Annotated in this window: 24 protein-coding genes and 1 riboswitch; of the genes, 20 read left to right on the forward strand and 4 right to left on the reverse strand. The window is 36.2% G+C overall.

From position 1 onward, the window contains the following. The first annotated feature begins 84 nt into the window (after positions 1-84). From GX497_10580 to GX497_10590, 3 genes are read left to right on the forward strand one after another with little or no spacing between them, the layout of a single operon-like run. Positions 85-594: an RNA polymerase sigma factor gene (locus GX497_10580; protein ID HHY73644.1), complete on the forward strand. Its 510-nt coding sequence runs from the start codon at positions 85-87 to the stop codon at positions 592-594. A gap of 20 nt (positions 595-614) precedes the next feature. Continuing rightward, positions 615-1805: a hypothetical protein gene (locus GX497_10585; protein ID HHY73645.1), complete on the forward strand. Its 1191-nt coding sequence runs from the start codon at positions 615-617 to the stop codon at positions 1803-1805. Positions 1806-1822: 17 nt separating this feature from the next. Then, positions 1823-2398, forward strand: coding sequence for a hypothetical protein (locus tag GX497_10590; GenBank protein HHY73646.1), 576 nt, complete (start codon positions 1823-1825; stop codon positions 2396-2398). 32 nt (positions 2399-2430) lie between these two features. Here GX497_10590 and GX497_10595 read toward each other — a convergent pair whose 3' ends face one another. Continuing rightward, positions 2431-3861, reverse strand: coding sequence for a PAS domain S-box protein (locus GX497_10595; GenBank protein ID HHY73647.1), 1431 nt, complete (start codon positions 3859-3861; stop codon positions 2431-2433). 352 nt (positions 3862-4213) lie between these two features. Further along, positions 4214-4390, forward strand: a riboswitch (cobalamin riboswitch). Positions 4391-4490: 100 nt separating this feature from the next. On the opposite strand from GX497_10595, the gene cobT reads away from it, so the two are divergent. From cobT to GX497_10610, 3 genes are all read left to right on the forward strand, one after another. After that, positions 4491-5540, forward strand: coding sequence for a nicotinate-nucleotide--dimethylbenzimidazole phosphoribosyltransferase (gene cobT / locus GX497_10600; protein HHY73648.1), 1050 nt, complete (start codon positions 4491-4493; stop codon positions 5538-5540). 139 nt (positions 5541-5679) lie between these two features. Beyond that, positions 5680-6000: a PepSY domain-containing protein gene (locus tag GX497_10605; protein HHY73649.1), complete on the forward strand. Its 321-nt coding sequence runs from the start codon at positions 5680-5682 to the stop codon at positions 5998-6000. Between the two features lie 30 nt (positions 6001-6030). Next, positions 6031-6444 (forward strand): DUF2680 domain-containing protein, encoded by a 414-nt coding sequence (locus GX497_10610; protein ID HHY73650.1) that lies wholly within the window; start codon positions 6031-6033, stop codon positions 6442-6444. 61 nt (positions 6445-6505) lie between these two features. Here the strand turns inward: GX497_10610 and GX497_10615 are convergent, their stop codons facing one another. After that, positions 6506-6916 (reverse strand): hypothetical protein, encoded by a 411-nt coding sequence (locus tag GX497_10615; GenBank protein HHY73651.1) that lies wholly within the window; start codon positions 6914-6916, stop codon positions 6506-6508. A 277-nt stretch (positions 6917-7193) separates the two neighbouring features. Between GX497_10615 and GX497_10620 the strand changes: the two genes are divergently transcribed. Both GX497_10620 and GX497_10625 read left to right on the forward strand, forming a co-directional pair. Further along, positions 7194-7535, forward strand: a complete 342-nt coding sequence (locus GX497_10620; GenBank protein ID HHY73652.1) for a multidrug efflux SMR transporter — start codon at positions 7194-7196, stop codon at positions 7533-7535. Continuing rightward, positions 7535-7849 carry a multidrug efflux SMR transporter gene (locus GX497_10625; protein HHY73653.1) on the forward strand — a complete coding sequence of 105 codons (315 nt, stop codon included), beginning with the start codon at positions 7535-7537 and terminating at the stop codon, positions 7847-7849. The genes GX497_10620 and GX497_10625 overlap by 1 nt, the downstream gene beginning before the upstream one ends. 39 nt (positions 7850-7888) lie before the next feature. Here the strand turns inward: GX497_10625 and GX497_10630 are convergent, their stop codons facing one another. Next, a complete protein-coding gene (locus tag GX497_10630) occupies positions 7889-8356 on the reverse strand; it encodes an acyl-CoA thioesterase (GenBank protein ID HHY73654.1) in 468 nt (155 codons plus the stop codon). 333 nt (positions 8357-8689) lie between these two features. On the opposite strand from GX497_10630, the gene GX497_10635 reads away from it, so the two are divergent. Continuing rightward, positions 8690-9547, forward strand: coding sequence for a hypothetical protein (locus GX497_10635; protein HHY73655.1), 858 nt, complete (start codon positions 8690-8692; stop codon positions 9545-9547). A gap of 4 nt (positions 9548-9551) precedes the next feature. Then, positions 9552-10217 carry a L,D-transpeptidase family protein gene (locus GX497_10640; protein ID HHY73656.1) on the forward strand — a complete coding sequence of 222 codons (666 nt, stop codon included), beginning with the start codon at positions 9552-9554 and terminating at the stop codon, positions 10215-10217. A gap of 374 nt (positions 10218-10591) precedes the next feature. Here GX497_10640 and GX497_10645 read toward each other — a convergent pair whose 3' ends face one another. Then, the gene (locus GX497_10645; GenBank protein HHY73657.1) at positions 10592-11539 is read right to left on the reverse strand and encodes an NERD domain-containing protein; all 948 of its coding nucleotides are present in this window, start codon (positions 11537-11539) and stop codon (positions 10592-10594) included. Between the two features lie 195 nt (positions 11540-11734). Here GX497_10645 and GX497_10650 point away from each other — a divergent pair, with 195 nt between their 5' ends. From GX497_10650 to GX497_10695, 10 genes are all read left to right on the forward strand, one after another. Further along, positions 11735-12580, forward strand: a complete 846-nt coding sequence (locus GX497_10650; GenBank protein ID HHY73658.1) for an MBL fold metallo-hydrolase — start codon at positions 11735-11737, stop codon at positions 12578-12580. A gap of 183 nt (positions 12581-12763) precedes the next feature. Beyond that, positions 12764-13945 (forward strand): polysaccharide deacetylase family protein, encoded by a 1182-nt coding sequence (locus GX497_10655; protein HHY73659.1) that lies wholly within the window; start codon positions 12764-12766, stop codon positions 13943-13945. Between the two features lie 87 nt (positions 13946-14032). After that, positions 14033-15037 carry an acyltransferase family protein gene (locus GX497_10660; protein HHY73660.1) on the forward strand — a complete coding sequence of 335 codons (1005 nt, stop codon included), beginning with the start codon at positions 14033-14035 and terminating at the stop codon, positions 15035-15037. Positions 15038-15522: 485 nt separating this feature from the next. Next, positions 15523-16149, forward strand: coding sequence for a flp pilus assembly protein CpaB (locus tag GX497_10665; GenBank protein ID HHY73661.1), 627 nt, complete (start codon positions 15523-15525; stop codon positions 16147-16149). Positions 16150-16193: 44 nt separating this feature from the next. Beyond that, positions 16194-17345 (forward strand): AAA family ATPase, encoded by a 1152-nt coding sequence (locus GX497_10670; GenBank protein ID HHY73662.1) that lies wholly within the window; start codon positions 16194-16196, stop codon positions 17343-17345. Positions 17346-17356: 11 nt separating this feature from the next. Then, positions 17357-18712: a CpaF family protein gene (locus GX497_10675; protein HHY73663.1), complete on the forward strand. Its 1356-nt coding sequence runs from the start codon at positions 17357-17359 to the stop codon at positions 18710-18712. Then, complete coding sequence (locus tag GX497_10680; protein HHY73664.1) at positions 18706-19632, forward strand: hypothetical protein; 927 nt, start codon at positions 18706-18708, stop codon at positions 19630-19632. The genes GX497_10675 and GX497_10680 overlap by 7 nt, the downstream gene beginning before the upstream one ends. Before the next feature lie 4 nt (positions 19633-19636). After that, a complete protein-coding gene (locus GX497_10685) occupies positions 19637-20569 on the forward strand; it encodes a pilus assembly protein TadB (GenBank protein HHY73665.1) in 933 nt (310 codons plus the stop codon). A 26-nt stretch (positions 20570-20595) separates the two neighbouring features. Further along, positions 20596-20802 carry a hypothetical protein gene (locus tag GX497_10690; protein ID HHY73666.1) on the forward strand — a complete coding sequence of 69 codons (207 nt, stop codon included), beginning with the start codon at positions 20596-20598 and terminating at the stop codon, positions 20800-20802. 56 nt (positions 20803-20858) lie between these two features. Beyond that, a partial coding sequence (locus GX497_10695; GenBank protein HHY73667.1) for an amino acid dehydrogenase occupies positions 20859-21165 on the forward strand: 307 nt, incomplete at its 3' end.

Genomic DNA, 21165 nt, shown 5'->3' on the forward strand with positions numbered 1-21165 from the left:
GGGGCTATTTTTAGGATAGCTCTTTTTGAATTTTTTGTAACTTTTTTCTAGTTCATTTCGTTGTTATATTGAAAGGAGGTTTCGATGGGACAGAATCTAGATTTGGAAAAAATTTATGCTTTATATGTGCGGGATTTGTATCGTTATGTTTATTCCCTTTGCAAAAATAAGTCGCTGGCGGAAGACATTGTGCAGGAAACTTTCTATCGAGCCTACTTTTATGTTGAAAGTTACAAACAGGAGAAGATAAGGCCGTGGCTTTTTAAAGTTGCTTATCATACATTTATTGACTTTTTACGAAAAGAGAAAAGAGTAACTTATTATGATGACATTGCAAACCTTCATTCAAAGGCAGAAAGCGAGATTAGAAGTGCTGAGGAAGAATATTTACTGAAAAACAGTATAGAACAATGGTTTGAAATTCTAGAAACCTTCACCGTTTCCAAGAGAAATATAGTCTTATTGAAAGATTATTACGATTTTTCTTATCAAGAAATCGCTGAAATGCTTGATATATCGATGGCAAAAGTAAAGGTTACGCTTTATCGCTGCCGTAAAGAAATTCAAAGTAAAATGGATGCTGCATCACGGTAAAGAAAGGATGTGTGTAAATAATGAATTGCAATGAGGTTCAATCTAAATGGAATGTATATATAAATGGGGAATGTTCAGCTGAGGAAGAACTTGAAGTAGAGGAGCATCTGCAAACGTGTTCTAAATGTGAACAATTATTAAATGAGGAACTCGAAAACCAGCAAAAAGCGGAACTTAAAAATGATAAAGAGGGTAAAATGAGTTCAGGTGAGGACTTGAGTGAAATTCCAATCAAAAAACAAAAGCAGTTGATTCGGCGGGCAAAGTGGAAAAATCGATTGATGAATGCTTTGACTGTGTTCGGTTTATTGATTATTGTAAGTATCATTTCAACGATGGTTACAGGAGCTTATTATTTTTGGGGTGGTGACAATAGTAGAGGGGAAAAAGCTAGGCAAGTGATTAGGACAGCCACACAGATGACTATGCCAAATGTTTATATTAGTGGGACTGGATTAGAGTCAAATATTTTTTTTACTATGGATATGAAGGCTGAAATTGAGAAGGAATTGGGCAATGAAAGTAAAGCCATTGGTCAACTGCGCGGAAAGATGCTTTTTAATCTACTAAATGTGACACGGGAATGGGTGGGTGGACAATATAATGTAAAATTATATTTTCTCCATCCTCATAGTGGAAAACAATATAACCAAGAAATAGTAAAGGATACTTGGCATACTTTAGATATTCTTCCCCAAGGAACTGTGTCTGAAATGGCACTCACCTTTGATAATGTATATGAAATAGATAAGGTTTACGATATCTTAAAAGATTATGATTTAGCTATTGTTTGGTATGCCATTGAAACCGGAACAGAAGCAAAGAATGATTCACCATATTTAGGTGCGGGTAGTGGTGTATGGGGTATTCATGAGCGTGCTATATTTGACTTTTCAGAAAGTGGCGGCTCTATTGAAATTAGAGGTGATGGAGAGAAGCGCGGTGAGGCATTTAAGAAAGGATTACGTTTTTTAGCGGAGCATAAAAAGTTGGCAAAGCGATATATATGGGGTATTGAGGAAAATGGAAAAATTGAAGATATGTATAATTACGTGAATAAGAATGGTGTTAAGACGTATGGCGTGGTCGTGACAGGCCCGACAAAGGAGCTGCTCAGACTGGAAGAAAACAAACATATCATTTTTGCGACATTAGGTGAGGTCGATTTTTGGAATTGGTATAGCAGACCCGCATCAGGGACGATGTATTAGAAAAGGAGGGATTTACAATGACTTCAATTGAATTAAAGAAAATGAGGGTAAGGCAAATTGTTGCGTCAAATATACTCATAGTAGCGGCAATCGTTATTTATTTTGTTTTAATTACCGTTCTTAATATTACATACACGCAACTATTTTTAGCGCTTGGAGTAATTCTACTATGCCAAGCACTCATAGGTCTGTTGAAAAAAGATTCTACAAATTCATTCATTTCAATTTTTAAACAGGTAGCCATTTATGAAAAAGAGAAAATGGGGGCTGAGTGGAAAAAGAAACAAAAGTCAGAAGTAATATGGAGGTTTTTGTTAAGTTCAATAATGTTTTTCCAGTCATATTTGCATAGTGAATCAAAAGATAAGATGGCACAAATGGATCTTATTTATATGTTGTTTTTCGCTATTTTTGTCATAGTGTTAGTGAATATTAGTTTACTTTTTCATATAAGAAAGGTAGACCGTTCAAATACGGAAGAAGATTTGAAAGGTTATACTTTGAAAACAAATTTGAAGGCAGTTATAATTGGCATTGTTTCTGGAGTTATTATGTTTTCTATTACCATTTGGTATATTATGAGTACTATTTAGTCGTGAGTGCCTAGAGAATTCGACAAGTGCCATCACTTGTCGAATTCTACTAATGGAAAAGAAATATGGAAGCATGTTCCTTCTCCAAGCTTACTTTCAACCTCAAACTCCCCTTGCATTGCTTTTATAATACTAAATGCTACCATTGTTCCAAGACCGGTGCCCTTTTCCTTTGTTGAATAATATGGTGTTCCTAGTTTTTGAATTTGTTCAGCAGACATTCCTTTTCCGCTATCTTTAATTTCCAATAAAACGTTTTCTTCCATTTTCTTTAGCTGAATCGTTAATTGACCGCCTTCTTCCATTGCTTCAATGCCGTTTTTGACAATATTAAGCAATGATTGATGAAGTTTTTGTTTTTCACCGAATATTGGCACTTCCCCATCTACCATATTTACTTCAACTGATATATTGTTCAGCGTTGCATATGGATTTATGACTTGTATAATATATTCAAGCTCTTTGGTCAAATCCAAAATCTCAACATTCTCTATTGATGGCTTTGCAAATGTTAAATAATCCCCAATAATACGTTCAGCTCGATCAAGCTCATCTAAGCTTAGCCTAATATATTGATTTCTTTGGTCATCTGTTAGGCTATTATCCTTTAATAATTGTGTAAATCCTCTTGTGACTGTTAATGGATTTCTTACCTCATGGGAAATACTGGCGGCTATTTCGCTAACCGTCTTAAGCTGTGTAAGTCTATTCATTTCCTCTTGAAATTTTTTCTTCACCGTTAGATTGCGGATAATGACAGAGATTCCAACGATTTCATTTTCTACTGCATCAAATTTTACAGGGGAAACCGTCAGTGAGCCATTAATAATAGAGTCATTTTTATCAATATGATCAATTTCTAGGTGAATGAGTCGCTCTCCTTCCAACGTTTTCCTGAGGATTTTTTTCATTTCCTCCATTTGTCCCGATGGTAGGAGCTTGCAGTAGCTTTCGCCAATCATTTCATCTTTCGTATATCCAAAAATCTCTGATGCACCTAAATTCCAGCTTGATATCTTTCCTTCCATGGATACACCAACGATTGCATCATTTGAAGATTCCATAATTGCATTCAAATATTGTAGCTTTTGCGTTGTTTTCTTATGATTATCTATCTCTTTCAGGAGTAATTTATTTATTTTCTTCAATTCGGCAGGGCTAGGTATTAATAACGCTTTCGGAAGAATCCACCAAAACAATATTGCGGTAGCTGTTGAGATAAAAGCGGTAAGTACTGTTACTACGCCATTAAAACTTTGAACTGTTTTGGTTGGGTTTATTAACTGGATAAGATGCATAAGGTGCGTGATTCCACAAAACATTACAAACAAAACACAGCAAATAAACACCAATCTGAACTCGGGAATTCTCCGTTTTCTAAAAAAGACCAGCATTGTTATCGGAATCGAAAAATAGGCTAGGGCTGTTGCTAAATCAAAATACGATTGTAATTCCTGACTCATCTTAATTCTCCTTATATATTCATAATAGTAATTGCTAAATCTGCTACTATATAGTTCTGCACAGCTGTTCACTTTCAGACCCATCTTTCGGATAGGGGGTGAAATGAAAATGAACACTCCATAGTGTTTATTTAATAGAAAAAAATTTTAAACAATAAGACTTATTATCTTATATTTTTTGTTTATTTACAATATTCAGTCTCCGTAATATTATTAATTTTCCAGTAACAACCAATAAAAGGGTGCTTTAATAGAAAAGCTAATGTATGTTTCCAATGTTGACCAAAGGCTGAATTTGTTATAGGATAAATTCATGAATTGCTTATTGTTGATTCTGCCTTTTTTTCACAAAAATTGAATAAAAGTAATAGGTGCCCTTCGGGGAGAATAGGGAATGAAGTGAAAATCTTCAGCGGTCCCACCACTGTAATGGGGAGTTTCATAGAATACGTCACTGGATTATTTCTGGGAAGGCCTATTGAAATGATAATCCTAAGTCAGGAGACCTGCCTATTTACTTTCGTATTTATAGATGATGGAAAAGTCTGTAGTTTATTTGCTGTTTGAATAAACTATAGGCTTTTCTTTTTTATTAAAAATTAAAACTATTAAAAGGAGAGAAAAGTGAAATGAATTTATTACAACAAATGATTGAAAAAATTGAGGGATTAGATCGGGAAGTGGTCGTAAAAGCACGAGAAAGAGTGGACAATCTTATTAAGCCACCTACTAGTTTAGGACGGCTAGAGGAATTGGCAATCCAATTGGCGGGGATCTCGAAGAATCTTAAGCCTGTTGTTAATCGAAAGGCGATTATTGTAATGGCTGCCGACCATGGTGTTTATGATGAGGGGATTACTTGTAATCCTCAAGCGGTAACTTTTGCGCAAACTTTGAACTTTCCAAAAGGATTAACAGGAGTTTGTGCAATTGGTAGGGTAACCGAATCAAAGATTGTAACGGTAGACATCGGTGTAAAAGGGGTTATCCCGAGTGACGCTGGGGTTATCGATAGAAAAATAAAGCATGGTACAGACAATATAGCGAAGGGACCTGCAATGAGTAGAGAGGAAGCAATAAGGTCGTTAGAGGTGGGTATAGGGATTGCTACCGAGGAAATTAACAGTGGTATTCATTTACTAGGTACTGGGGAAATGGGAATTTGTAATACAACTCCGAGCACAGCAATTTTATCGGTATTAGGGAATTATGATCCAACAGAAATTACCGGAAGAGGAGCAGGGCTAAGTGGAGGTGGATTGGCTCGCAAGATTGAAGTTATTAAAAAAGCAATCGAGATTAATAAGCCAAATCGTGCTGACGGGATAGATGTGCTTGCGAAAGTTGGCGGATTGGAAATTGGAGGTATGGCTGGAGTAATGATAGGGGCAGCTGCACATCGGGTACCTGTTGTTATTGATGGCTATATTTCAACGGTGGCGGCTTTAATCGCTGTATCGATTGAACCTAAAGTAAAGGATTATTTAATACCTTCACATGTATCAGCTGAACCTGGTGGAAAAAAAGCAAGTGAGCTATTAGGAATAAAGCCGATGTTACAAATGGATATGTGTCTTGGCGAAGGCTCTGGGGCGGCATTAGCCTTTCCGATTGTCGAGGCCGCTTGTAATATGCTGAAATATATGCCTACCTTTGCTGAAGTTGGTATGGAAATTTGATGATTTAGCGGGCATCACTTTAATCTCTGAAATTTTCCATAGCATAAAGACTGGATAGTTACAAATACAAATCGATTTATTGATGAATAAAAAAAAAATCACTCGAAATAATAAAAGAGAAAAAGGAGGTTTAATAACGATGAAAAAGACTTTTTTACTGATGATGTTAGTGTTAGCAATTGTATTTAATGGTTTTGCTGCAGCCCAAGGTGCAGAAGCAAATGGCGGCATAACAATGGATGAGGCTAAGAAAATTGCTTTAGAGAAGGTAAAAGGAAAAGTTGTGTATGCGAAAACAGAAGATGATGATGGAAGATTCTACTATGAAATTATCATCCAAGATGCAAACAATGCCATTTTTGAAGTAGAGGTAGACAAAGTGACTGGAAAAATTCTAGAAGTTGAAAAGGAAGATGGTGATGATGGCGAGGATGATGACGATGACCGTTATGATGACTAATATTTAGATAGTAAAAGGGGTCTCAACAATTTGAAAAAAATACTACTCGTTCTCGTATTTGGAATCACAAGTACAATGATTAATTCCAACATCACTTTTGCCGACAATATGACAACTGCTGGAGAAACAGAAATCACCATTTACGACAATGAAATGGATTGTACAAAAAAGATGAAATTTACAGCAGCACAAATGAGAAGGCTAGATTATATTTATTATCGGATTTACCGTGATTATGTAGATTTGATTGAAACATATGCTTGGGCAGGGGCATTAACACAAGAGCAAAAAATTACAAGATATAGGATGCTCGCCAATTACATGAAAACATTTCAACAACGCAAATATCAATGGTGTTCTGAACATGAAGATGATGAGTGGGAAGAAGAATGGTACAATCGTGATAATGAAAATGAAGATGAAGGTTATGGGAAAGATGATTAAACGAGAAAGAGGCTGACTAAGCTATGAAGGTGGGGTCGGCCTCCTTTATCTCGGAAGGTATTCAATCCGTCACTATTTTGAATTTGCCTTTTGCCATATTACCGTAGTGATAGAGAAAAACCCGGTAATGATCGCCGTTTGGCAGATCTGTAAAAGTTATTGTAAAGCTATTTGGTTGTTTAAAATCTTTATATATTTTTGCTTCCCGGTATACGGTCATTTTTCCCCACCAATTAACCGTTACAACCGAATAATAAACGGGGGTATTTTCATTTAGAACCTTCTGAAATCCTTTAATCTGTATAGAATTTTTCCTTATAGTAAGTTTTCTGCTGTAAAAACAAGGAACATCAACACCCAATCCCCATATAATATAACTGGAATTACTTTCCATTGCCCTGTTTAATTCTAATAACATAAACAAAGTGCCAATAATGAAACAACCTATCAATACAAATCCTATTTTTTTCACCACTCTTTTAAAGCTTTTTTATAATATGTGAAAAACAAGGGACAGGCGGCACGGCAAATGTGGATAGGCCTTATGAAATCAACTTGATTAATTTTTAAAGCGCTGTATAATTTTAATTAAATGTTTTCTAGGGTTCCGCAAGAAGATAGAGTTGGTCTGGTCCGAGAGAAAACTCACAGCATCTAGCTGTGTCACGGAGGGATAAAAGCCCGGGAGATCCTGTTTAACAGTGGTCTCTCGGGCTTTTTTTATTTGTTAGGAAAAGGGGAGTTAGAAATTGAATAAAAACTGGCTGACAGTCTTTATTGCGGCATTTTTTGAAGTGTTTTGGGTAATCGGCTTAAAGCATGCCAATAGTTTTTTGGAATGGATTGGAACTGGGTTTTCAATTTTTATAAGTTTTTATTTTATGATTATGGCTGGAAAGAAACTGCCTGTAGGGACTGTATATGCCGTGTTTGTTGGGATGGGAACAGTGGGAACGGTCTTGTCCGATGTCATTTTCTTTAGGGAGCCATTTAATCTTGCGAAAATCATGTTTATTTTACTTTTATTAGTAGGGGTCATCGGTTTGAAATTAGTAACAAAAGATGATGTTGAGGAAGGTGCACACTCATAATGGCATGGGTCTCATTATTTATTGCTGGTTTATTTGAAATGTTTGGTGTTGTCATGATTAACAAATTACATCGTGACCAAAACTGGCAGGCAATACTACTCCTCCTGCTAGGATTCGGGGGAAGTTTTGTTTTTTTGGCGATTGCGATGAAGACGTTAGCGATGGGCACTGCTTATGCCATTTGGACAGGCATCGGTGCATCTGGCGGCGCCATTTTAGGAATGGTTTTATATGGTGAAGCGAGGGAATGGAAGCGTATTGCCTTTATAACAATGATTATTGGCTCAGTAATTGGTTTAAAACTCATTTCTTAAGGGAGCCTGACCCCAACCGAAGCGGGGTCTGCCTCCTTCTTATTCATTTATTGACAGCCGGCGCTTTTTTCTTTTGTCAGCTTCACTAAAAAGCTTTTTCTCCTCGTCTGTTTCGGGGATGATTCCTGGAACAGGGGTTGGCTTTTTGTTTTCATCAATCGCAACCATTGTTGTGATTGCATTTGTAGTAAGAGTTCTTTCGCCAGTTTTTAAATCCTCTGTTTCCACTTTTACATAAATCTCCATTGATGTTCTTCCTGTTGAGATTACACTTGCTTCAAGAAATAAAATATCGCCAACCTTTGCCGAATAAACAAAATTCACATTGTCTATCGAGGCTGTCACAACTGCGCTTTTGCTGTGCCTCATCGCCGTTATCCCGGCTATTTCATCGATATGGGATAAAACAACACCGCCAAATAGCGATCCCATATGATTTGTATCCTGTGGCAAAACAAGCTTTGTTTGAAAGGTTCTTGAACCATTTGTTGAAATTCGCTCTATCATTGAAAAACCCCATTTCACATTATTGTGTATTACTTATAAGAGTCTATTCAAATCATACACTTTTTCTATTCATTTTAGTCAATTAAAACCTATTTTTAGTAATTGAAACGGAAGGACCAGAGACGATTGCTGCTTTTATAGCCGAGCCCGTCCAAGGAGCGGGTGGTGTCCATAGAAGAAGTTTAGATGGTAGTCCAAATCGTCAATGACTCGATAAAAAAGGTCGAGAAGGAAATGTAATAACAATAATGTTACCGTTAAGAAAATTTCAAATATATACCACCATTAACCTTTATATAATTGAAAAAGATAATGGTTAAGGGGGATATAATGATGAAATTGAAAGTCATTTTTCTTTTTCTTTATCTTTGCTCTATGCTGTTGATGTTGCCTTGGCACACATTTGCTTTTGAAAGTGATTATGAGGACCAGGATAGTCCGATTAGCTTTAAAGTTGAAATGTTGCCTTGGGATGAAGTAAACAATATATTACCTAAATATATTATATTCACTATTATAGATATTGAAACTGGCTTGTCATTTAAAGTGCAGCGACGAGCAGGGAGTAATCACGCTGATGTTCAGCCGCTTACCTTCAAAGACACAAAAGTAATGAAAGAAATTTACAACGGAAAATGGAGCTGGAATAGAAGGGCTATCCTCGTTGTTAAAGATGACCAAATCATTGCTGCATCCATGCACGGGATGCCGCACGGTGCTGGGGCATTAAAAAATGGCTTTCCTGGGCATTTTTGCGTTCATTTTTGGGAAAGTACAACACACAGTAGGGACAAAATGGACCCCTCACATAAATTTATGATATTAAAGTCAGCAGGCAAGCTTGATGAGTACTTAAATAATAGTGACCCATATGCACTGATTCACTTGTTTGCACTTGCTGTCAATAATCATGATCAATACATTTTAAGTGAGACTATTGCGAAAAATAAATTTAATGCAGAGTTAACGAACAAAATGATTAAAGATTGTTCTTATTTTAGCATCATTAGTATGTCTTTATTGCCCCTTGAAGACTTACGTGATCAGCTCTTAATTGAAGTTCCTGTTAAAGTTGAATTTTTTAATAAAAATAAAGGAAAACAGAAGGGGTATATGAATTTTATAATTAGAAGGGATAGTTTAATGGACAGATGGTATATTGAGGGACAAAACATCTTGAAGGAGTTATAGAAATATGAGGAATAGCAGGGGGGCAGTAGGTATTGTTATAATGATCATCCTGTTAGCGGTCATTACAGCTGCTAAAACCTACGCTGAAACATTTGAAGAGATGCATATAAAAGTTGACCTTTGGAGACAAGAGCTTTACCTTTTCAAAGGGGATACAATAGTAAAAAAATATAAAATAGCACCAGGCAACGAGGAAATGCCTACCCCAATTGGGACATTTATTGTAAACGATAAGTCTAAGTCTTGGGGGGGCGGCTTTGGCACGCGTTGGTTAGGTTTAAATGTTCCGTGGGGTATGTATGGCATACATGGCACAAACAAGCCATGGCTGATTGGCAAAAATGTCAGCAGTGGTTGCATTCGCATGCACAATGAGGATGTTGAAGAATTATTTGAATTAGTAAATGAAGGAATAACAGTTCAAATTGACGGGCCAATTACAGGGTTTGGCAAAGGAGAATATAAAAATCTATCCCTTGGATCAAAAGGAAATTTAGTACTTTTAATACAACAGCGGCTAAAGCTAATGAAGTACTATCATGGTGAAGTGAACGGAATTTTTGATGAGGAGACGGAAAAGGCCGTAAAATCCCTCCAGGTGGCAAATGATTTGCCAGCAACGGGGGGAATTATGGAACGGGAGTATATATTATTAGGGATTTTAGAATAAATATGGGGAAACGATTCATATTTGCTACAAGATTTTTACAAAAAAAATTTCTTGTCCGCGGTCACTAGAAGGCGTAGTAGTGCCCGGAAGAAGGGGAAAAGTCTTACCCCGGTCACTAGAGGGGTTAACTAGTGACCGAAGGAATGAAAAAAGGCCTGCCTCGGTCACTAGAAGGCATAGCTAGTGCCCGAAAGGAGGAGAAAAGTCTTGCCCCGGTCACTAGAGGTGTTAACTAGTGCCCGAAGGAATGAAAAAAAGCCTGCCTCGGTCACTAGAAGGCATGGCTAGTGCCCGAAGGCAGAGAAAAGGTCTTGCCCCGGTCACTAGAGGACAAAGCAAGTGCCCAAAGCTATTAATAACAAATAATATATAGGCTACATGCTAGGACTATTTTTAGAATGAATGTAATAAGTGGCATTACCATGCCCTTGTGGAATAAAATTAGTTGAAAGGATTCTTCTAATAGTTTTTTTGGATTTAATAATTTTGCACCATTCCTGAATAGAATTTGTAGTAATTTTCCTTTCTGGGAAAAGAAGCTTGTACTCCTCAACACTTCGCAAAACTGCAGCATCAATATTTTCCATACAGCCACACTTGCTACATACAATTAATCTCGACAAAGTTTGTGAATCACTAAAAATTGATTGGCAACTTCCACAAATGATTCCTTTTCTTAATTGTTCATATTTATAGTCCAGCAATCGTATGTAAGGTGATTCTTTAAGTTGCTTGGATAATAGTTGATTTGCCAACTTTGTCAGTGAATCCCGAGGCTTTGAAGTTGGTTTCATATTGAGTTTGTCCATAAATCGGTTAATTTGGGTAGGGAAAATAATAGGTAGGTTTAATGGCGCTTGGTATAGATAAAAATTGTGGTTTACGAAGACGACGTAAGATTTAATTTGCATTTTAGATGGATTGTATCCAAGTTCTTGGAGTAATCGGCGGAATTGTGTTTCGCTGCGGTCAAGCTGATGTAATGGATTCGTTATTTCCTTCCCAGATTTTGAATACCACTGTTCATTTTCAATGTAATAATCATCATCGTAATTTTTGACTTCAAAAAGGTAAGTGCCTTCATTGGAGAGTAATGTCGAATCAATTTGAAAAACAGTGTTATTTATTTCAAACAATAAGTCATTAAGAACAATCCAATCATCTGATAAATCCTTTAACCATTCATCGAATTTTGTTTCTCCCTCATAGCCTTTTTCAAGGCGAAAGTATTGATTTGCATCTTTATCAGATAACTTGGCTCGTGAATGTAAAAATCTCAGCAGCTGTAATTCCGTGGACTCAAAGCGGGGTTTCAAAATCATTACTATCTTCTCCTTTATTTTTTTGTCTATGTATTTATTTTACGGAAAATTCAAGACACTTACAAGAGCTACAAAGGGTTACTCTTGTATGTTAATGGCAAAAAACTTTAGCAAATAGTTAAGCTATTTAAAGGGATAATAATAATAAATCATATGGTGATGAGAATAGTCCAATAATAGTCATGGGGTGTTACAATGGATCAAGAAATGAGCTATGGAAGTGATTATAAGTTTATTCCGGCTACTTCGATAGGAAGTGGGCTAAGTATACAAGTGTTGCCAGATTTGTTTTGTCATACGGTTCAAATAGTCAATATTGTGTTTGTAGGTAATCGGGAAACAGGTGATTTTGTTTTAGTTGATGCGGGTATGCCTCATTCAGCAGATGAAATCATTAATGTTGCCGAAGAACATTTCGGTGTTGGGAAGCGGCCGAAAGCAATTATTTTAACACATGGTCATTTTGATCATGTTGGGGCCATTATAGAATTAGTTAATCATTGGCAAGTTCCAGTGTATGCCCATGAATTGGAAATGCCGTACTTAACAGGTCAAATGAGTTATCCAGAGCCTGATGCAACAGTTGAAGGTGGGATGGTGGCAAAAATGTCACCACTATTTCCAAATGAGCCGATTAACTTAGGAAACCATATTGAAAAATTACCACCTGATGGGACAGTACCATATATGGAAGGATTCCGTTGGCTTTTAACTCCAGGTCATACGCCAGGGCATGTTTCATTTTTCAGAGATTTTGATAAGGCCTTAATAGTGGGAGATGCATTTGTTACAGTTAAACAGGAGTCACTTTACAAAGTATTTACACAGGAACAAGAAATAAGCGGCCCGCCAAGGTATTTAACACCAGATTGGAGAGCTGCAAAGGAATCGGTCATTAAGCTGGAGGCGTTGAAGCCGACGGTTGCTGTAACAGGGCACGGATTACCGATGTCGGGTGAATTGCTATCAACAAGCTTGGAAAAACTAGTAAGTGAATTTGACAGCATTGCCGTTCCAGACTATGGAAAGTATATTCATTAAACGTTTATTTAAACTTATAAAATAAAAATCAGTCCGCAGCATCTATTATGATGAAGCGGGATTTTTTGTGAAATATTTTTGTTGAGTTCGCCAAGTTGTGACATATTCACTATGTAAAATATAGTAAAATAGTAATACAATGATAATTAAGTAAAAGATTACATCTGGGAAAGTAGGGTGCTTATGTTAACACATTTAAAACTAACTCACATCTCTAGAATTATTTTACTTCTTTTACCTTTACTTCTTTTAAGCACATACGTAAAGGCCGCACCGCCAGAACAACTAATATTTATTGCAGTGAATGATCAATTGGTCGAATTTGCTGATGCAAAACCATTTACAGTTGAAGGTGTTACATTTGTGCCATTAAGGTCCGTAGCTACTTTACTGAACGCTGAGGTTACATATGATAATGCGGAAGACGCGGTAGTAGTTAGAAAAGACAATCAGTACATGAAAATCAATCTTAATGAAAAAATATATGAAAATGAAATGGCTGAAAAACAGCCTATTTCCCTTAAGACGGTGAATAATCGCACCTTATTACCATTGCGCTTCATTGCCGAATATTTTCAATTAGAGATAAGCTTTTACGAAAAAGGTCCGATTGCAAGATTAATAGACAATGCTACTATTATTCAACTTACAAACGAACAACTTTATGCCAAAAACAAAGAAAAAATTGATAAGGCAGTAAAGCAATGGAAAGGGGAACGAGAAAAGCAGACAATAAAAGAGCAGGATCGAAGCAAAATTGCTTATTTAACCTTTGATGATGGGCCTAATGAGCAGACAGCTGCAATTCTTGATATTTTACAAAAATATGATGCCAAAGCAACATTTTTTATGATTGAGCCGAAAATTCGCAAATACAAAGGAGAAGTATTGCGAATGGTATCGGAAAACCATGCGATTGCCTCTCACAGTGTGACACATGACAAAAGTAAGGTTTATAAAAATCCAGATGCACTGCTTGATGAAATGAACATAACGCGGGCAACACTATTTGCAATAACGGGGATTGATAGCCATTTAATTCGAACACCATATGGTAGCAAACCTTATTTGACAGAGAACTATAGAAATCTACTAGCAAAGGAAAATCTCCAAGTTTGGGATTGGAATGTAGATAGTAATGATTGGCGTTATTCACCCGAAAAGATTGTTTCGACAGTAGAGAATCAGGTGAAACAACTTAAACAGCAACAAAAAGCACCAGTTATTTTGTTTCACAATCAAAAGAGCACGATTGAAACATTGCCGGAAATTATTGAATTTTTAAAAGCAGAAGGATATATTTTGCAAGCCTATGATCGAGAACATCATATGATGGTGAATTTTTGGAATGACGAACGAATTTAATAAAATTACAGAAAACATTTGCTATTTCCTTCTGGAAATATATACTACTACTTAATGTGTAGTGTAAATTTTCGGAGGTTTTTATTTATGAAAGAGCGCGAGTTTTATTATGATAACGCCAAGTTTTTGCTCATTTTTCTTGTTGTTTTTGGCCATTTCATCACCTCATTTATCGGCAAGCAGGTGATTGAGGAGATTTATATTTTGATTTATTTATTTCATATGCCTGCTTTTATTTTAATTTCTGGTTTTTTCTCAAAGGGATTCCAAAAGCCAGGCTATGTTTTAAAAATTACAAAGAAAATCTTAGTGCCATATTTTCTGTTTCAAATTATTTATTCTATCTATTATTATTTTCTTTTCGATAAGAGTGAATTAACAATTTCCTTTTTACAACCACATTGGTCATTATGGTTTTTGTTAAGCTTATATTGCTGGCATTTGCTCTTGTTTGTTTATACTAAATTCAAATATAGTCTCATTGTAGCAGTGCTGGTGGGGCTGCTTGTTGGCTATTTTGATGGCATTGGCAATGATTTAAGCTTATCAAGGACATTTGTGTGGTTTCCAATGTTTTTACTTGGCTTTTATATGAAGAAGGAGCATTTTCAGAAGCTGACATCGAAAAAAGGAAAGTTGTTTTCCGCCATCATGCTTGTTGCTATGCTTTTTGTTATCCACTTTGTTCTAGTTGATATACCGAAGGAATGGATGTACGGCTCCAAATCATATGAAAAGCTTGGTGCGGACTGGGAAGGGGGATTCATTCGTCTTCTTTATTATGGAATGAGCTTGTTGATGATTTGCATCTTTTTAGCGTTTGTGCCACAGCGGGAGTGCTTTTTTTCAAAATGGGGGGCACGAACATTATACATCTATCTTTTACACGGCTTTATCATTCGCTATTTTAGGGTGAGCGATTTTGTCAGTTATATAAAATCAACAGAATCTTATTATCTTTTGCTACTATTTTCGATAATTGTTACGCTTTTTCTTTCAAGTAAGATGGTTTCTACCATTGCTCAACCCATCATAGATTTTCGAATGGACGGTCTGAGACAATTATGGCAACTAAAGAAAAGAAAAGGTTAGTGTAAAGAAGCGGTGAATTCCATTTAGGATTTCACTGCTTTTTTATATTTTAAAAATATTAAGCTTTGTTAAAGGATTAAAGTGTAAAAAAGACATCGACTTACACCTCAATAGCGGAAGTCGTATCTTTCTAACGGTAGATATTGATGTCATAACTTGTGGCGAAGAAAATGGGCAAAAAGCATGATGAAAATGTAATAAATTTGTCAAAAACTAAATATTTTAATGAAAACTTATAAAAAAACACAATGATTTATGTCGAATATTGTGAAAAAATGGGTAAAAATGCCTACCTGATGAAAATGCGATTACTTCTAGAATGCAAAATATCAGCTTAATAAATGTAAGTCCAATTTACAAATATGGAATAATATGATAAAAATTGGGTGATATATTACAAAAATTATAAAGTATGGGATTTTATTTGTTGCGGTAAACCCATCAATTGAATTACAAAAAAACGTATTTTAGGAGAGAAGACGCGGATGTTAGAGTCAAAGAAAAGAGCTGCTATATTTTTGCTCTTATCCTTCTTTTTAGCAATGATAGCTGGATATTTAGTTCTGGGGAAGGTAAGGGACTTAAACGCAGAGTTAGGGGGAATGACAAAAATTTATATAGCGAAGGGAGACATCCCAGTTAGAACTTTAATTCAGGAAAATCAAGTTATCACTGCAGAAATTCCAAATAAATTTGTTAATAAGGCCTACATAACTGATAAAGAAGATTTAGTAAATAAAGTATTGGTAGTGCCGTTATCGGAGGAAGATATTATAACAAAGAATATGCTAAAGCCATTTTCTAATCTACGCGAGGAAAATCACCGTTTGGTGGCAGTGTATCCTTCCGAAAAAGTCCAGTTTGATCAGGTAGTAGAGGCGTTGGACCGGGTTGATATTATCATTTCAACTGAAAATAATGGGGTTCGTACTACTGAAGTCTTTATGAGGGATGTCCCCGTTGCGTTTGCACAAGGGACTGAAGATAGTTTTACAGGTGTAGCTCTTGAATTAAGTATAGAGGACGCAAGGAAATTAATACATATGCAAAATTATGCGGAAAAGATAAGAATTTTGAAAGCCAATGTTGGAAGAATCGAAACAGGCTATTAAAGTACGTGAATCAAAGTAAAAACAATTATTTAAGAGGGAATTATATGGAGCAGAATTTGAAAGTTTTAGTAGTAAGCGACGATGAGCTCATTCACAATCAAATTTTAAATGCTATTTCAGGGAGCTATAGCTGTCAACTTATAAATACAAAGGATTTAAATCGGGAGATTAATAGGGATGTTCAAGATATTGTCATTTATGTGCAGACCGATAGTGATAACGCAGTAGAAGGCATTCACTATATTAAATCGGTTAGTCCTTTAACTTTTGTTATTTTTATATCAACTATTTCTGATTTTACGTTGCTAAGAAATATTACAAAAGCAGGTGCAGCTGAGTTTTTTGTTTATCCAGAGGAACATGGTTTATTTGTTAGCCGTTTTCCATCAATTTTTCAAAACTATGAAATTCAGAAAAATAAAAAGGAAGAATCATTTTCTTTTATTTCGAGGGGTAGAGGACAGATATTATCGGTTTTTAGCGGAAATGGCGGGTGCGGGAAATCAAACATTGCATCGACACTTGCCCAAACGATTAAAGTGGAATCAACTGCTGAAGTGATTTTAATTGATTTAAATTTGCAGTTCGGAGGAATTGAAACATTATTATCGATTCAATCAAATCGATCCATTGTTGATTTAGCTCCAGTTATTGATGAATTAAACGAAAATCATATTCGAAATGTTTCACAAAAACTTGAACATTCAAAGCTTGATGTTCTTATAAGTCCTTGTGATGCGGAAGCAGCCGAAACAATTACAGAAGAGTTTATCGCTAAATTGTTAAGAACATGCAGAAGAAGCTTTGATTTTGTTGTGTTAGATTTACCGTCAAATATAAACGGTTTAGTGGTAACTGCCTTGGAGGAATCAGACAAAATTTTCTACGTTTTAACACCAGATACACCTTCTTTAAAAGTGCTGAAGCAATTTGAACTATTGTCAGTGAGGCTAGGTGTGGAGTTAACCTCTAGAACATCAATCGTTCTAAATAAGGTTGGAAAGGAAAATGAAGTACAGGAAAAGGATATTAAAAACGTTTTACGCTTTCCAATTGTCTCCACCATCCGTTGGGATACAAAAGGATTGCAGCCATTTTTGAATAAAGGGGAGCCAGTAAGAAAAGCAAGGAAAGAAAGAAGGCTTATCCCATTTGCAAAGGATGTAAGAAAATGGAGCCTTTCCTTGTTGGAATAGGGGGTTAACAAATGGCATCTATATTTGAAAGAAGAAAAACAAAAATTGTTAGCTCTCCCAAAATACAATCTTATCAATATGAAAACCATCTCGTCGGGGAGCTTGTTGAGCATTATAAAGCCAGATTATTAAGAGATACGAATTTAGAGGCTTTAACAAAGCTTTCACAGGGTGAAATGAAGCTTAGAATTGAGCAGCTCGTTAGCCAATTTATGGCGGAAGAAAAGGTCATTATTTCTCGCCATGATAAGGAGATATTGATTACTCGCATCTTAGATGAGTCAGTTGGATTTGGACCGCTTGAGCCTTTGATAAATGATTCCTCTATTACAGAAATAATGATTAACGGTTGGAATGAGGTGTACGTTGAGAGATTTGGGAAGCTTGAAATAACGGATGTGACTTTTAGGAATGATGACCATGTTCGCCACATAGTAGACCGAATTGTTGCCCCTATTGGCAGAAGAATTGATGAAAGTTCACCAATGGTTGATGCCCGTTTACCTGACGGCAGTAGGGTAAATGCAGTTATTGCACCAATAAGTTTAAATGGCACATTAGTTTCCATTAGAAAGTTCAGAAAAGAGCCATTTAAAATGGAGGATTTATTAAACTTCAGTGCCCTTAACTCTAGTATGGCGGTTTTTCTTGATGGGGTTGTAAAAGCTAAAATGAACACGTTAATATCTGGGGGAACTGGCAGTGGTAAAACAACAATATTAAATGTGTTAGCTGCCTCCATACCACACGGGGAAAGGATCATTACGATAGAGGATTCAGCAGAATTGCGGCTTGACAGAACAAATGTAGCTGGCCTTGAGGCCAGACCTGCTAACGTTGAAGGCAGTGGGGAAATTTCAATAAGACAGCTTGTAAAAAATGCACTTCGGATGCGGCCTGACAGAATTATAGTGGGGGAGGTTCGAAGCGGGGAAGCCTTTGACATGCTGCAAGCCATGAATACAGGACATGAAGGTTCTTTAACGACTGTCCATGCGAATTCACCCGATGATGCCCTTCGCCGGGTGGAGGCTATGGTCGTTATGGCTGGAATGGAGTTGCCAAGCCACATAGTCAGGGAGTACATTGTAGGTGCTCTTGATATCATTATTCAAGCTACACGTTTAACAGATGGAACAAGGAAAATTGTTTCCATTTCTGAAGTTACAAAAAATCGAGACGGGTCCCACGACGTTATGGAAATATTCCAATTTAAAAGGACAGCTATGAAATCAGATGGAACGATTGAGGGTTATTTCACACCAACAGGTTATATTCCTAAATGTCTAGAAAGGCTAAAAGTATTTGGAATAAACATTCCCGAAAGAACTTTTACGCCAATTTATGGGGAGGTGCCAAATTGTTAACTTTCGCCATATCCACTCTAGCAGCTTTCATGTTCATAATCTCAATCTTTTTCTTTTTAGACTACCGTAAGGAAAAAAGAGAATGGAGAAAAAATGTATACGAATTTTACCATGAAGGAAAAAGGAGAAAAAGCATCCTTGTGTTATGGGGTGACCGTTTTGATAAAACGGAGATGGCAATTCCCATACATGAGAAGTTAAGGGTTGCAAATCTTCCTTTTACACCATCTGAATATATTGGGGGATTAATAGTTTCGTATTTTGGAGTTATTTTTATCCTGCAAAGCTTTTTTAGTATTAAATTCCCAGTTAACTTTTTGGTTGCTGGTCTAGTCCTAGAGGGTAGCAAGAGGGGATTTTTTCTTTTAAGAAAAAACTTAATGAAGCAGCGCATTGTCGAACAGCTTCCAGAAATTTGTCGTACTCTTGCAAATGCAGCTCGAGCTGGAATGACTTTAACACAGGGAATTAACTTAGTTGCACAGGGGGTGAGTGAACCAGCTAAAGGTGAGTTTCAAAAGCTAGCCCATGAAATCGCTCTAGGTATTGATTTTAATCGAGCTTTGAAGGATATGGAGAAAAGAATTAATAGTCGGGAGTTTCAATTGTTTGTAGCTACTCTGTTAATTCAGAAAAAAGTAGGCGGAAACCTGTTCTCCGTACTAGATGAAATGAGTCAGACTCTAGAAGAAAGAAAAATATTACAGCAGGAGATTAAGACGATGACGGCTGAGCAAAGATATGTTTCTTACTTACTGCCTGTCATTCCCATTTTCTTAGTGTTAATGATGAATAATGTAATAGACGGTTTTCTGGATCCACTTTTTTCGGGGATTGGTGTGATTCTTTTGGCTTTCTTCCTCATAGGAACAGTTTTAACATTTATCTTAGTTAGAAAAGTAACGAATATTAGGGTGTGAAAAAATGGATGGATTAATTGTTATTATCGTATGTTTGTGTCTTATTTTCATAGCCCTTTCATTAAGAAGCTATTACAACTATTTATTGTTTAAAGCGGACCTTAGGGAAGATATAAAAGAAAAGACATTTATTTATAATGCTTTCTCCAAGAAGGTTACAAGAAAAGAGAAAATTATCTCAAAAGTATTCCATTATGCCGATGACTTCTCTGGAATTGGCCAGCGCATTAATTTTTTTAGCGAAAATCATGATATTAAGAAAAAGCTTATGCAAGCGGGCTTCCCTTATAAGTTAACTGTTGAACGGTTTCAGGGGTTGAAGATATTTCTTTTAATTATTGGCTTATTAATTGGAGGATTATCGCTTGTATTTAGGCTACCTTATGCTGAGCTAGCAGTAATTCTTTATCCGCTTATAGGCTATTTCGGAGCGTTAATGTGGCTTCAAAGGAAGGCGAAAGGTAGGCAAGAAGAATTATCGTTTCAATTACCAGATTTCTTAGATACGATGAGTGTCACTCTGCAAGCTGGTGTTGGCTTAGATCAAGCCTTACGGGACATTGTTCCTTATTTTGAAGGTCCAATTAAGGATGAATTCGGTCGATTTATTCAAGAGACAGATGTTGGAGTGCCAAGAGCCGATGCATACAGGTCGTTGTTGGAACGTAACGATAGTAAGGAATTCCAAATGCTCATTAAATCACTAATTCAAGGGGAAAGACTGGGCGTCCCGATTTCAAAAACATTTAAACATCAAGCTGAAGAAATGCGAAAGTTTAAGAAAGAAAAGACAAAAGAGCTAGCAGCCAAAGCGTCCCCAAAAGTGACGTTGATTACCACATTTATTGTAATGCCATCCGCCTTAATCCTAATTGGTGGCTTAGTGATAATGAATATGTTCAGTGATAATAGTAATTTATTTGATTTATTTAAATAAAACAATTTTAAAGGAGAGATTTCGTAATGAAAGATTTAATGATTAAAGCTTGGGTAAAAGTAATGCATCCATTGAAAAATGAAAGAGGAGCACAAACGTTAGAATGGTTAGGATTAGCTGCATTGTTAATACTTGTTCTTGGGATTGTTTCGCAGGCGGTCAAAGGGGAAGAGGCAGGAATTGGAGAAATCATCAAAAATATTGTGAAGAAAATTACAGAGATGGTAGGTTGATAAATGCGCTAGTTTAGACATTCTCAGCCCACAATGGCTAAAGGAGGCGCATAGAAATGAAACGATATTGTCATTTAATAATAGTTATTTTACTATTTTCTTCATTATCGGCTTGTAATACGGATGATAATACGGAGGATTTAGAGGAAAAACAACAGGTGATTGAACGAGTAAAGGAAAAGAAGCAGGAAAATAAACAGAAAGATAAAGCGAAAGAAAGTAGTATTGAAATAGACCCTCTTCCAAGTACATATGAGGAGTTATCAAAATTACCAGTCGGGGAGCTTGCTGATTTTCGCCCTGATACAAGTGAACCAGAAAAAACATTAGAGGCTTTTAAAGATTTACCTGATATTTCAAGTA

Origin of the sequence: Bacillus sp. (in: firmicutes) (assembly GCA_012842745.1) — a bacterium.
GTDB lineage: Bacteria > Bacillota > Bacilli > Bacillales > Bacillaceae_J > Schinkia.